At 58.8% G+C, this 13,095-nt stretch carries 14 protein-coding genes; 1 reads left to right on the top strand and 13 read right to left on the bottom strand.

What is annotated here, in order from left to right:
* Nucleotides 1-104 precede the first annotated feature (104 nt).
* Entirely contained in the window at nucleotides 105-1,169 is a 1,065-nt protein-coding gene (gene rsgA, locus GCN74_RS17280) for a ribosome small subunit-dependent GTPase A (protein WP_152257820.1), read from the top strand.
* 57 nt (nucleotides 1,170-1,226) lie between these two features.
* Here the strand turns inward: rsgA and GCN74_RS17275 are convergent, their stop codons facing one another.
* The 13 genes from GCN74_RS17275 to mnmG all read right to left on the bottom strand — a co-directional run bounded on the left by GCN74_RS17275 (nucleotide 1,227) and on the right by mnmG (nucleotide 13,075).
* A complete protein-coding gene (locus GCN74_RS17275; protein ID WP_077398374.1) occupies nucleotides 1,227-1,646 on the bottom strand; it encodes a F0F1 ATP synthase subunit epsilon in 420 nt (139 codons plus the stop codon).
* A gap of 62 nt (nucleotides 1,647-1,708) precedes the next feature.
* Nucleotides 1,709-3,109: a F0F1 ATP synthase subunit beta gene (gene atpD, locus GCN74_RS17270; RefSeq protein WP_034752705.1), complete on the bottom strand. Its 1,401-nt coding sequence runs from the start codon at nucleotides 3,107-3,109 to the stop codon at nucleotides 1,709-1,711.
* A 29-nt stretch (nucleotides 3,110-3,138) separates the two neighbouring features.
* Complete coding sequence (atpG, locus tag GCN74_RS17265; RefSeq protein WP_034783836.1) at nucleotides 3,139-4,014, bottom strand: F0F1 ATP synthase subunit gamma; 876 nt, start codon at nucleotides 4,012-4,014, stop codon at nucleotides 3,139-3,141.
* A gap of 63 nt (nucleotides 4,015-4,077) precedes the next feature.
* Nucleotides 4,078-5,619 (bottom strand): F0F1 ATP synthase subunit alpha, encoded by a 1,542-nt coding sequence (gene atpA, locus GCN74_RS17260; protein ID WP_152257819.1) that lies wholly within the window; start codon nucleotides 5,617-5,619, stop codon nucleotides 4,078-4,080.
* A 78-nt stretch (nucleotides 5,620-5,697) separates the two neighbouring features.
* Nucleotides 5,698-6,243 (bottom strand): F0F1 ATP synthase subunit delta, encoded by a 546-nt coding sequence (locus GCN74_RS17255; RefSeq protein ID WP_076564768.1) that lies wholly within the window; start codon nucleotides 6,241-6,243, stop codon nucleotides 5,698-5,700.
* 2 nt (nucleotides 6,244-6,245) lie between these two features.
* Nucleotides 6,246-6,716 (bottom strand): F0F1 ATP synthase subunit B, encoded by a 471-nt coding sequence (locus GCN74_RS17250; RefSeq protein ID WP_034752697.1) that lies wholly within the window; start codon nucleotides 6,714-6,716, stop codon nucleotides 6,246-6,248.
* Between the two features lie 43 nt (nucleotides 6,717-6,759).
* Entirely contained in the window at nucleotides 6,760-7,038 is a 279-nt protein-coding gene (atpE, locus tag GCN74_RS17245) for a F0F1 ATP synthase subunit C (protein ID WP_034752695.1), read from the bottom strand.
* A 59-nt stretch (nucleotides 7,039-7,097) separates the two neighbouring features.
* Nucleotides 7,098-7,907 carry a F0F1 ATP synthase subunit A gene (gene atpB, locus GCN74_RS17240; RefSeq protein ID WP_046681851.1) on the bottom strand — a complete coding sequence of 270 codons (810 nt, stop codon included), beginning with the start codon at nucleotides 7,905-7,907 and terminating at the stop codon, nucleotides 7,098-7,100.
* Between the two features lie 51 nt (nucleotides 7,908-7,958).
* Nucleotides 7,959-8,327: an ATP synthase subunit I gene (locus tag GCN74_RS17235; RefSeq protein WP_034752692.1), complete on the bottom strand. Its 369-nt coding sequence runs from the start codon at nucleotides 8,325-8,327 to the stop codon at nucleotides 7,959-7,961.
* A 281-nt stretch (nucleotides 8,328-8,608) separates the two neighbouring features.
* Nucleotides 8,609-9,493 carry a ParB/RepB/Spo0J family partition protein gene (locus GCN74_RS17230; RefSeq protein WP_152257818.1) on the bottom strand — a complete coding sequence of 295 codons (885 nt, stop codon included), beginning with the start codon at nucleotides 9,491-9,493 and terminating at the stop codon, nucleotides 8,609-8,611.
* A gap of 64 nt (nucleotides 9,494-9,557) precedes the next feature.
* Nucleotides 9,558-10,328, bottom strand: coding sequence for a ParA family protein (locus GCN74_RS17225; protein ID WP_131374824.1), 771 nt, complete (start codon nucleotides 10,326-10,328; stop codon nucleotides 9,558-9,560).
* A 168-nt stretch (nucleotides 10,329-10,496) separates the two neighbouring features.
* Nucleotides 10,497-11,141, bottom strand: a complete 645-nt coding sequence (gene rsmG, locus GCN74_RS17215) for a 16S rRNA (guanine(527)-N(7))-methyltransferase RsmG (RefSeq protein WP_152257816.1) — start codon at nucleotides 11,139-11,141, stop codon at nucleotides 10,497-10,499.
* A complete protein-coding gene (gene mnmG, locus GCN74_RS17210) occupies nucleotides 11,138-13,075 on the bottom strand; it encodes a tRNA uridine-5-carboxymethylaminomethyl(34) synthesis enzyme MnmG (protein ID WP_152257815.1) in 1,938 nt (645 codons plus the stop codon). Before mnmG ends, rsmG begins: the two co-directional genes overlap by 4 nt.
* Nucleotides 13,076-13,095: the final 20 nt, after the last annotated feature.

Genomic DNA, 13,095 nt, shown 5'->3' with positions numbered 1-13,095 from the left:
TAGCCGACTTCCCTTTCTTTCGTGCCAGTCATCGTGACTGGCGGTGCCTGCACGCGCAGGCGACATGTCCGCACGCGGACGACAGAATTTGGAATCACGCTACCATGATCGCACTCGATTTTGCGCAACTACGCCCCATCGGACTGCAGCAGGCCATCGCCAGCGCAGCCGCCCAACTCGAACTCCCTTCCTCCGCGGCGCAGCTGCTGCGCGTGAGCGCCGTGCACCGCGACAGCATCATCGTGCATGACGGCTTGCGGGAAAGTCCGGCGCAGGTGCTGCCGCAGTTGCTGCACGCACTGCTGGAACAGGAACAGCTCCTCACGGTCGGCGACTGGGTCGCCGCCGAAGCCGATGCGCGCGGCACGCTGTGGATAACGGCGCGCTTATCCCCAGTCACGCAGATCGCGCGGCGCGGCAATGACGGCCGGCGCCAGGTCCTCGCCAGCAATGTCGATACGGCCCTGCTGGTGATGGGCATGGATGGGGATTTCAACGCGCGCCGCCTGGAACGCTATCTGGCCATCGTGCTGGCGGCGCACGTGACGCCCGTGGTGGTGCTCAGCAAGGCTGACGTGGCCGACGACGTGGCAGGCAAGCTGGCGCAGCTCAAACAGCGCCTGCCACCCCACGTGCCCCTGTTTGCCGTCGATACGCGCCATGCGTACGACGTGGCCATCCTGGAACCCTGGCTGGACGCGGGCCAGACCCTGGTGCTGCTCGGTTCTTCCGGCGCCGGCAAGTCCAGCCTGACCAATACGCTGTGCGCAGCCGAACAGGCAACCAGCGGCGTGCGCCATGGCGACGGCCGCGGCCGGCATACGACGACGGCCCGCTCGCTGCACCTGTGTGCCAGCGGCGCCTGCATCATCGACACGCCGGGCTTGCGCAGCTGGCGGGCCGATGCCGATGCAGGCACCCTGGCGGCCACGTTCGACGACATCGCGCAGCTGGCGTCCACCTGCCAGTTCCGCGATTGCCGGCACGCCAGCGAACCCGGTTGCGCCGTGCGCGGCGCCGTCGATGGGGACCGCCTGCGCAATTATCACAAGCTGCTGCGCGACGCGCGGCGTATCGACGAGACGCCGCTCGAGCGCAGCGCCGCGCGCGCCATGTGGAAGACGATCTTGAAGGCGGGACTGGAAAGGGGAAAAGATAAACGCCGTTAATTTTTGCTGAAAAAAAAGGCAGCCCGAAGGCTGCCTTTCTTGCTGCTGGCTCGCTGATTACAGCTTGCGCAGCTTCTGGATCGCTGCCAGCTGCGCAATCGCGCTGGCCAGCTCGGCTTGCGCTTGCGCGTAGTCGATGCCCGAATCCTTGTTGTGGATATTTTCTTCCGCCAACTTCTTCGCTTCCAGCGCTTTCGCTTCATCCAGGTCGTGACCGCGGATGGCGGTATCGGCCAGGACGGTCACGGTATCCGGTTGCACTTCCAGCAGGCCGCCGGCAACGAAGACGAACTCTTCTTCAGCCTGGCCGACTACCTTGATGCGGACCGCGCCCGGACGGATGCGGGTAATCAAAGGCGTGTGGCGTGGGTAGATACCCAGCTCGCCCTGTTCACCCGGCAACGCGACGAATTCTGCTTCGCCTGAAAAAATCAGTTCTTCAGCGGAAACCACGTCAACGTGAATTGTGTGTGCCATGTGTGTCCTATCGGGTTGAAGAACCCCGCCGTGTGACGGGCGGGGTTAGGCCCAGACTTAACTTAGTTAAGTTTCTTGGCTTTTTCGATTGCTTCTTCGATCGTGCCGACCATGTAGAACGCTTGTTCCGGCAGGTGATCGAGTTCGCCCGAAGCGATCATTTTGAAGCCCTTGATCGTGTCTTTGAGCGAAACGTATTTACCAGGCGCGCCGGTAAAGACTTCAGCGACGTGGAAAGGCTGCGACAGGAAACGCTGCATCTTACGTGCGCGGGCGACCAGCAGTTTGTCTTCCGGTGCCAGTTCGTCCATGCCCAAAATCGCGATAATGTCGCGCAATTCCTTGTAGCGCTGCAGGGTCGTTTGCACGGCACGCGCGGTGTCGTAGTGCTCTTGGCCGACGATCAGCGGATCGAGCTGACGCGAGGTCGAATCCAGTGGGTCCACGGCTGGGTAGATACCCAGGGAAGCGATGTCACGCGACAGCGCAACGGTCGAATCCAAGTGAGCAAACGTGGTAGCAGGCGACGGATCGGTGTAATCATCGGCTGGCACGTAGACGGCCTGGATCGAGGTGATCGAACCGGTCTTGGTCGACGTGATACGCTCTTGCAGACGGCCCATTTCTTCGGCCAGGGTCGGTTGGTAACCCACAGCCGACGGCATACGGCCCAGCAGTGCCGAAACTTCGGTACCGGCCAGGGTGAAGCGGTAGATGTTGTCGACGAAGAACAGAACGTCCTTGCCTTCATCACGGAACGATTCAGCGATCGTCAGGCCGGTCAGCGCAACGCGCAGACGGTTACCTGGCGGTTCATTCATCTGACCGTAGACCATCGCGACTTTGGAGTTCTCCGGGTTTTCCAGATCGACCACTTTCGCGTCAGCCATCTCGTGGTAGAAGTCGTTACCTTCACGGGTACGCTCACCCACGCCGGCAAACACGGACACGCCGCTGTGCGCCTTGGCGATGTTGTTAATCAGTTCCATCATGTTCACGGTCTTGCCTACGCCAGCGCCGCCGAACAGACCCACTTTACCGCCTTTTGCAAACGGGCAAACCAGGTCGATCACCTTGATGCCGGTTTCCAGCAGTTCTTGCGATGGCGACAGTTCGTCGTATGCAGGAGCGGTGCGGTGGATCGACGCGATCTGCTCGTGCGACACAGGGCCGCATTCGTCGATCGGGTTGCCCAGCACGTCCATGATGCGACCCAGGGTTGCTTTACCGACTGGCACCATGATAGGTTTGCCGGTGTTCTGGATCATCATGCCGCGACGCAGGCCATCGGACGAGCCGAGTGCAATGGTACGGACAATGCCGTCGCCCAACTGCTGTTGTACTTCCAGGGTCAGTTCCGAGCCTGCCATCTTCAAGGCATCAAATACCTTAGGCATCGCGTTGCGGGGAAACTCAACGTCCACCACAGCGCCGATACACTGAACGATTTTGCCATCAGCCATGTTCGTTCCTTCAATATAGTTAAATTCGTTTAAACCGCAGCCGCACCGGCGACGATTTCGGAGAGTTCTTTGGTAATCGCAGCTTGGCGGGTCTTGTTGTAGATCAGCTTCAATTCGCCGATCACACTACCCGCGTTGTCGCTTGCAGCTTTCATCGCGACCATCCGTGCCGATTGCTCGGACGCCAGATTCTCCGCGACTGCCTGGTACACCAGCGCTTCTACATAGCGCTCCAGCAATTCGTCGATCACGCTTTGCGCATCCGGCTCGTAGATGTAATCCCACGAGTGGGCACCCTTGTCGGCGACCATCTTGTCGGCCGTCAGGGGCAGCAATTGCTCCACGACTGGTTCCTGCTTCATCGTGTTGATGAATTTGGTGTAGCACAGGTACACTGCATCGATCTTGCCTGCCTGGAACTCTTCGAGCATGACCTTGACAGGTCCGATCAGTTTGTCCAGGTGGGGCGTATCACCGGTTTGAATGGCGTGCGCAATGATCTTGACGCCGATGCGATTCAAAAAACCCAAACCCTTGTTACCGATGGCAACTGCTTCAACCCGGTTGCCAGCTGCTTCCAGCTCGCGCGACTTCGACGTCACCTGGCGCAGGATGTTGGTGTTCATGCCGCCGCACAGACCCTTGTCGGTCGTGACAACGATGAAACCCACTGCCTTCGCTTGCGTACCCTGGGCAGCTGCCAGGAACGGGTGCGTGTATTCCGGATTGGCGGTCGCCAGATTGGCGGCGATATTCCGAATCTTGTCACTGTAGGGACGGGCGGCCCGCATCCGGTCTTGCGCCTTGCGCATTTTGGACGCGGCGACCATTTCCATCGCCTTGGTGATCTTCTTCGTATTCTCTACGCTCTTGATCTTGCCTCGTATCTCTTTGCTTGATGCCATGAGTCCTTACTCCTTCTGCGCGTAGGGCGGCGCCTCACTCAAAGGTGGGCGCCGCCTGGCCGCTTAATATGCGCCGGATTTCTTGAAATCAGCAATGGCCGCCGACAGAGTTGCTTCGCTGTCTTTGTCGAGTTGCTTGGTTTCTTCGATCTTGGCCAGCAGAGCAGCTTGCTTGGTCTTCATGTAAGCGTGGACACCAGCTTCGAACGACAGCACTTGCTTGACTGGCACGTCGTCCATGAAGCCTTTGTTCACCGAGAACAGCGATACGGCCATCAGCGAGATCGACAGTGGCGAGTACTGGGCTTGCTTGAGCAATTCCGTTACGCGCGCGCCGCGGTCCAGCTGCTTGCGGGTCGATTCGTCCAGGTCCGATGCGAACTGCGCAAACGCGGCCAGTTCACGGTACTGCGCCAAGTCGGTACGGATACCGCCGGACAGGTTTTTGATGACCTTGGTCTGGGCGGCGCCACCGACGCGCGATACGGAAATACCGGCGTTAATTGCAGGACGGATACCGGCGTTGAACAGCGAGGTTTCCAGGAAGATCTGACCGTCGGTAATCGAAATCACGTTGGTTGGAACGAATGCGGACACGTCGCCAGCTTGCGTTTCAATGATCGGCAGTGCCGTCAGGGAACCGGTCTTGCCTTTGACGGCGCCGTCGGTGAACTTCTCGACGTAGTCGGCGTTCACGCGGGCTGCGCGCTCCAGCAGGCGGCTGTGCAGGTAGAACACGTCGCCTGGGTACGCTTCGCGACCTGGTGGACGGCGCAGCAGCAGCGAGATTTGACGGTATGCAACAGCTTGTTTGGACAGATCGTCGTAGACGATCAGTGCATCTTCACCGCGGTCACGGAAGTATTCGCCCATGGCGCAACCGGAGTACGGCGAGATGTATTGCATGGCGGCCGATTCCGAAGCGGAAGCGGCGACAACGATGGTGTATTCCATCGCGCCGTGCTGTTCCAGCGAGCGCACGATGTTCTTGATCGACGAGGCTTTTTGGCCAATCGCGACGTAGATACATTTCATGCCCTGGCCTTTTTGATTGATGATCGCATCAATCGCCACAGCCGACTTGCCGGTTTGACGGTCGCCGATGATCAGTTCGCGCTGGCCGCGGCCAACTGGAACCATCGCATCGATCGACTTCAGGCCGGTTTGCATCGGTTGCGACACGGACTCGCGGGCGATCACGCCCGGGGCGATTTTTTCAATCGCGGCCGTCAGTTTGGTGTCGATGGCGCCTTTGCCGTCGATCGGCTGACCCAGCGCGTTCACAACGCGGCCGAGCAGCTCAGGACCGACTGGCACTTCCAGAATGCGGCCGGTGCATTTCACCGTGTCGCCTTCGGAGATGTGCTCGTAGGCACCCAGAATCACGGCACCGACGGAGTCGCGTTCCAGATTCATTGCCAGGCCAAACGTGTTGCCTGGGAATTCCAGCATCTCGCCTTGCATCACGTCCGACAAACCGTGGATGCGGCAGATACCGTCGGCGACGGAAATAACCGTGCCTTGATTACGCACTTCAGCGCCGCCGTCAAGACCTTGGATCCGGCTCTTGATCAACTCGCTGATTTCAGATGGGTTGAGTTGCATACTAACTCCTAAAAGTGTTTCTCTCAGCTTGCGCGAGGGGTAAGGGTCTGTCTAAGCTGGCCTGCCGAAGCGCGTGTCTTACGACACCAGTGCAGCGTGCAGTTGCTGCAGCTTGGCGCGCACCGAGGTGTCGAGCACTTGGTCGCCAACAACCACGCGCACGCCGCCGAGCAGCGATGGATCCACTGTGACGGCAGGGTTGAGCTTACGACTGAATTTCTTTTCCAGCGTTGCGACCAGCTCGGCCGTTTGGCCTTCGCTCAGATCGAAAGCGCTCGTGATCTCGGCGTCAGCCGCACCTTCCACACTGTTTTTCAACGTATGGAATTGCGCGCCGATTTCCGGCAGCAGGCTGATGCGGCCATTTTCGATCAACATCGTGACGAAGTTTTTCACTTCCTCATTGAGCGGCGATTTCAACAACGACAGGATGGTGGCGGCGACGTCGCTTTCCGAAACTTTCGGATTGCGCGCGTACGCCTGTACCTCGGGGTGGCTACCGATCTGTGCCAGTTCGGACACCAGTTCGGACCACGCCGCGAGGTTGCTTGACTCCTTACCAGCTTGGGCTACGCGGAACAAAGCTTCCGCGTAGGGACGGGCGACGGTTGCGAGTTCTGCCATGATTACAGCTCGACAGCAAGACGCTGCAACATTTCGGCGTGAGCCGTAGCGTTTACTTCACGCTTCAAGATCTGCTCGGCACCCTTGACAGCCAGGTCAGCCACCTGAGCGCGCAATTGTTCGCGTGCTTTCGACAGTTGCTGTTCGGCGTCCGACTGGGCTTGCGCAATGATACGCGCAGCTTCAGCTTGTGCATTTTGCTTGATCTCTTCAGCAACCAGCTGCGCGCGCTTTTCAGCGTCCGCAACGCGTTGCGACGCTTCTTCACGTGCACTGTTCAATGCCTCTTGCGCACGCTTTTCAGCGACAGCCATCGAAGCTTGACCTTGATCGGCCGCAGCCAATCCATCCGCGATTCGTTTGGCACGCTCATCCAGCGCGTTGTTCAGCGCTGGAAATACGAACTTCATCGAGAACCAGACCAACACCGCGAAGGTGATCATCTGGCCGATGAGCGACATATTGATGTCCATACCTTTGCTCCTAACTAAAAGTTTCTCCTAGGGTTGGAGCGAATTACTGAGCAACAGCCGTCAGAGCGGACAGGAACGGGTTAGCGAACGTGTACAGCAGAGCAACACCAACGCCGATCATCGAAATAGCATCCAGCAGACCAGCGATAACGAACAGTTTGGTTTGCAGTTGTGGCATCAGTTCTGGTTGACGTGCCGACGCTTCCAGGAATTTGCCACCCAAGATAGCGAAGCCCAGAGCGGTGCCGATTGCGGCCAGGCCGATGATGATTGCTGCTGCCAGAACGGTCATGCTTTGTACTTGTGCGATCAGAGCTTGCATAAAATTCTCCTAAATTTAAAAACGAAAGATACTAAAAAAACAAAATATAAAGTTAATGATTAATGTTTCTCAACCGCAAGGCTCAGATACACAACCGTCAACGCCATAAACACAAAAGCTTGCAAAGTTACAATCAAGATATGGAAAATTGCCCATGGACCACCCAACGCCCACTGTGCCCACCAAGGCAACAACGCGATCAAGATGAAAATCAGTTCGCCGGCATACATATTGCCGAACAGTCGCAGCGACAGGGAGATCAGTTTGGCAACCAACTCAACCATTTGCAGCAGGAAATTGACAGGCGCCAGGGCGATCGTGCCGATCAGGCCGCTCGCATGGAACGGCGCCGTGAACAGTTCCTTGATCCAGCCGCCCAGGCCCTTGGCCTTGATCGAGAAGGCGATCACGCACAGCACGACCGACAACGACATGGCGAAGGTGTGGTTGACGTCGGCGGTCGGCACGGCGCGCAGTTTATGCACGCCAAACCAGCTCAGAATCTTCGGCAACAGGTCAACCGGCAGGAAGTCCATCGCGTTGAGCAGCCAGACCCACACAAAAATTGTGATGGCCAGCGGTGCGATGACCTTGCTTTTCGCGTGGAAGGCCCCATTAATAGTGTCATTGACGATTTCCATGACCATTTCGACGAAGTTTTGCAACTTGCCAGGGACACCAGCCGTCGCGCGGCGCGACGCCATATAGAAAACAGCCAGGAAAACAAAGCCCAGAATGGCCGAAATCCAGAACGTATCCAGATTGATCATGCCGTCGGCACTTCTCAGGTGGGCCAGATGGTGACTGATGTATTCTGTGGCGTTGGCCGGGGCAGCATGGCCCGCTTCAATAGCGTGTTCTGTGGTCATAATGAATTTAGATTTGTCGTTTCAGAGCACAACCGGCCCCAAAACCAATGATTAAACAGCGAGCAATGAAAACCAGTATGCTAAGGTTGCCACCGCGAAACCCAAGATCAGCCATAACCAGGCGGCCGACTGAAACAACACCAGTGCCAATATAAACAGCACCGCTGTGATAAATATTTTCACCACTTCTGCGCGCAAATGCGCCCGGAATGCCTTATTGGCGTCGCTAGAACCGCGAACCACCAACAGGGCATACACCAGGCTACCGATGACTGCGATAGCGCCGCCGTATGCGGCGGACCAGCCTCTGACACTGCCGCCAAAAAACAGGGTGACGGTGGCAAAACTGATAGCGATTGCTAGCTGCAATGCAACTACTTTGTAGACGGGTTTGGCAATACTTTGTTGTGAATCACTCAATTGCCAGGTTCCCAGAAAAATCTACACACGCAAAGACACGGGATTATAGTTGGCTTTGATCTATAGAGTCAAACGTTGCTGCACCGCAGCAGGGCAATTGCTGCGTGAAACTGACGCTTTACCGACTATTCGCCGCCTTTTGCACCACTATATGGCAAAGTCGCTTGTCTGGCCGCTTCCAGCCGTGTTATCAAGGAATTATGCACTGCGCCTGGAAAGCGTCGACTGCTTGTCCAGAGCGCTTGTGGCTGGCCGTTTTCCCGTTTTTGCCAACTTGCTATTTAACCACGCAAGCGCGTCAATAATCCATCGAGCACGTCAAGATCGGCAAAATCGATCACCAATTGGCCACGGCCCTTATTTCCCATCTTGAATACCACGGGCGTGGCCAGCGCATCGGACAGCTCTTCTTCCAGGCGCGCCATGTCGCCGGACTTTTCCTTCTGCCGCGGCTCGACGGGGTTGGCCGCTTCCTCGACCGTGCGCGTGACGAGCTTTTCCGTCTCGCGCACGGACAGGCGCTTGGCCACCACCTGGTTGGCCAGGGTGATCTGGCTGGCCGCATCGACGGCCAGCAGCGCGCGCGCATGGCCCATGTCGATATCGCCGGCCATCAGCATGGTCTGCACGGGATTGGCCAGGTTCATCAGGCGCAACAGGTTCGACACCGCGCTGCGCGAGCGTCCCAGCGCAGTGGCCGCTTGCTCATGCGTGAAATTGAAGTCGGCGATCAGGCGGTGGATGCCTTGCGCCTCTTCCAGCGGATTCAAGTCTTCGCGCTGGATGTTCTCGATCAGCGCCATGGCCGCGGCGGCCAGGTCGTCGACATCGCGCACCAGTACCGGCACTTCCGTCAGCCCGGCCAGCTGCGAGGCGCGGAAGCGGCGTTCGCCGGCGATGATTTCATATTTGATCACGCCGCTCAGGGTGTCCTGCCCGATCGGGCGCACCAGGATAGGCTGCATCAATCCTTGCGCCTTGATCGAGGCGGCCAGCTCATTCAGGGCCCCCTCGTCCATGCGCGTGCGGGGCTGGTATTTGCCGGCTTGCATTTGCGACACGGGCAAGTTCGACGGTTGATTCGTGTCCGGACCGGCAAAGTCGCCGCCGCCGCCCAACAGGGCGTCGAGTCCGCGACCCAGTCCTTTTAATTTTTTCGTAGCCATGCTGTCCTAATCGTGTTTTCAGAGTAAGCGCTCACATCATAATGCGCAGACGCTCGCCCCTTGTTTACATATGTTTGATGCGTTCGACCATCTCGGCGCCGAAGGCGATATACGCCTGCGCACCTTTCGAGCTGGGGTCGAAGGTCACGCCGGGCAGGCCGTACGACGGCGCTTCGGCCAGACGCACGTTGCGCGGGATGATGGTATTGAAGACCTTGTCGCCGAAGTGCTGCTCCAGCTGGGCCGATACCTGTTGTGATAATGTCATGCGCGGATCGAACATCACGCGCAACAGGCCGATGATCTTCAGATCCGGATTCAGGTTGGCATGCACCTTCTTGATGGTGTTGACCAGGTCGGACAAACCTTCCAGCGCGTAGTACTCGCATTGCATCGGGATGATCACGCCATGCGCGGCGCACAGGCCGTTCAGGGTCAGCATCGATAATGCCGGTGGGCAATCTACTAATATGAAGTCGTATTCGGCGTCGACTTCGGCCAGCGCATCCTTCAGGCGGCGTTCGCGGTTGTCCAGCTCGACCATCTCCACTTCTGCGCCGGCCAGCTCGCGGTTCGAAGGCAGGACGTCGAAGCGCCCCGCTTCGGAACGCTGGCGTGCCGTCTTGACATCGGACTCGCCCAGCATCACTTCATAGGTGGACGCCTTCAAGCCGGCCTTGTTGATGCCGGCGCCCATGGTCGCATTGCCCTGCGGGTCGAGGTCGACCAGCAGCACGCGCTGGTTCAACTTGGCCAGACCGGCGGAGAGGTTGACGCTTGTTGTGGTTTTACCAACACCACCCTTTTGATTTGCTACACAAAAAATTTTGGCCATGTATCTTCTAGTTGTAAATAGGTGCAAACTTCATCGTGCGCCCCGGCATCCGGCCGAAACGATTTATACTGTTTATTTCATTTATACGATATAAATCGTTTATATGGTTTATATAATTTATACCGTATAAACCGTTTATATGATTTATACCGTTTATTTTTTCAATCTTTAAACTCTTGCTATAAAGACCAGATGACGCTCTGCATTTAGCCCTGGCACCGCAATTGCGCGTAGCTCCGTCACTCGCCATTCCGCTGGCAGTCGCTCGCGCTCGTCTGGCGGCGCCACCCCTTTCAAGGCGATGAATTGACCGCCCTCTTCCAGCACGTGGCCCGACCAGTTGACGAAGTCGGACAGGTCGGCAAAGGCGCGCGAGGTGATCACATCGAATTTCTGCTGCACTTCCAGCTGTTCCACGCGTTTCGTGTACACGGTGACGTTGCTCAAGCCCAGTTCGGCCTTCACCTGCGTCAGGAAAGCCGTCTTCTTGTGCACCGTGTCGATCATCGACACCTTCACGTCGGGCCGGGCAATGGCCAGCACCATGCCCGGCAAGCCGCCGCCGGCGCCCACGTCGAGCACGTTTTTCGCCGCCGCGAACGCCGGTACGGCGGCCAGCGAATCGAGCACGTGCAAGGTCAGCATCTGCAGGGGATCGCGCACCGACGTCAGGTTGTACACGCTATTCCATTTGGCCAGCAAGGCCAGGTAATCGAGCAGTTTTTCCGTCTGATCCGCGCTCAGGTCCAGCCCCAGCGCGGCGATGCCTTCATTCAAAATCTGGGCCAATGCGGCCCGGTCAAACTGCTTCATTCAACAACCTCGTCCTTTAAAGTGGTGGTCTGCGCGGCACCGAAGCCGCGCTTTTTCAGGTGGACCAGCAGCAGCGAAATCGCCGCCGGCGTCACGCCGGATATGCGCGATGCCTGGCCCAGGGTTTGCGGGCGCTGCTTGTCGAGTTTTTGCCGCACTTCGACCGACAGCGCACCGATATCCAGGTAGTTAAAACCGGCCGGCAAGGCCAGGTTTTCATAGTGTTCGTGGCGCTCGATTTCCTTGCTCTGACGCTCGATGTAGCCCGCGTATTTGAGCTGGATTTCCACCTGCTCGCGCACGGCAGGATCCTCCACGCCGGGACCGGCCAGGGCCTGGCCTTCCATGCCCGTCATGCTCATCAGGGTGTCGTAGGCGACGTTCGGGCGGCACAGCAAATCCGCCAGCGAGTACTCGCGTTCGATGGCCTGGCCGACGATGCGTTCCGATTCCGCGGCCGCCAGAATGCGCGGGTTGACCCACGTGGAACGCAGGCGCTCGAGCTCGCGCGCCACGGCTTCGCGCTTGGTTTCGAACGCCTGCCATTGCGCGTCGCCCACGCAGCCCAGCGCGCGGCCGATTTCCGTCAGGCGCATGTCGGCATTGTCTTCGCGCAGGCTCAGGCGGTACTCGGCGCGGCTGGTGAACATGCGGTACGGTTCCTGCACGCCCTGGGTGATCAGATCGTCGACCAGCACGCCCAGATAGGCTTCGGAGCGGCCCGGTACCCAGGCTTCCTTGTCCTGCGTCAGCAAGGCCGCATTCAGGCCCGCCAGCATGCCTTGCGCGGCCGCCTCCTCGTAGCCCGTGGTGCCGTTGATCTGGCCCGCAAAAAACAGGCCGGCGACGGCCTTCGTTTCCAGCGACGCTTTCAGGCCGCGCGGGTCGAAATAATCGTATTCGATGGCATAGCCGGGACGCAGGATGTGGGCGTTTTCCATGCCCTTCATCGATTGCACCAGGGCGATCTGCACGTCGAACGGCAGGCTCGTCGAGATGCCGTTCGGATAGAACTCGTGCGTCGTCAAGCCTTCCGGCTCGAGGAAGATCTGGTGCGATTCCTTGCCCGAGAAGCGGTGGATCTTGTCTTCGATCGAGGGGCAATAGCGGGGCCCCACGCCTTCGATCACGCCCGTGTACATGGGGCTGCGGTCCAGGCCGGCGCGGATGATGTCGTGCGTCTGGCTATTCGTGTGCGTGACCCAGCACGGCACCTGGCGCGGGTGCATGGCCGCGTTGCCCATCACCGAAAAGACGGGCACGGGATCGAGGTCGCCCGGCTGTTCTTGCATCACGGAAAAGTCGATCGTGCGGCCATCGATGCGCGGCGGCGTGCCCGTTTTCAAGCGGCCCTGCGGCAGTTTCAGCTCTTTCAGGCGGGCCGACAGCGAGATCGCGGGCGGGTCGCCGGCACGGCCAGCCGAGTAGTTATTCAAGCCCACGTGGATCTTGCCGTCGAGGAAGGTGCCCGCCGTCAGCACCACGGCGCGCGCCAGGAACTTCAGGCCGATCTGCGTCACGGCGCCGACGACGCGGTCGCCTTCGACGATCAAATCGTCGACCGCTTGCTGGAACAGCCACAGGTTAGTCTGGTTTTCCAGGCGCGTGCGGATGGCGGCCTTGTAGAGAATACGGTCGGCCTGGGCGCGCGTGGCGCGGACTGCCGGGCCTTTCGAAGAGTTCAGGATACGGAACTGGATGCCGGACTCGTCGGTGGCAATCGCCATCGCGCCGCCCATGGCATCGACCTCCTTGACCAGGTGGCCCTTGCCGATGCCGCCGATGGAGGGGTTGCACGACATCTGGCCCAGTGTCTCGATATTATGCGTGAGCAATAGCGTCTTCTGCCCCATGCGGGCGGAAGCGAGGGCCGCCTCGGTACCGGCGTGACCACCACCGACAACGATGACGTCGAATTCTGTAGGAAATAACATGATAAATAGGTAACAGTGCA

The sequence above is a fragment of the Janthinobacterium sp. FT14W genome, from assembly GCF_009208755.1.
Lineage (GTDB): Bacteria > Pseudomonadota > Gammaproteobacteria > Burkholderiales > Burkholderiaceae_D > Janthinobacterium > Janthinobacterium violaceinigrum.
Note: the sequence above shows the minus strand (reverse complement) of the source record. Positions and strands in the feature narration are given on the sequence as shown.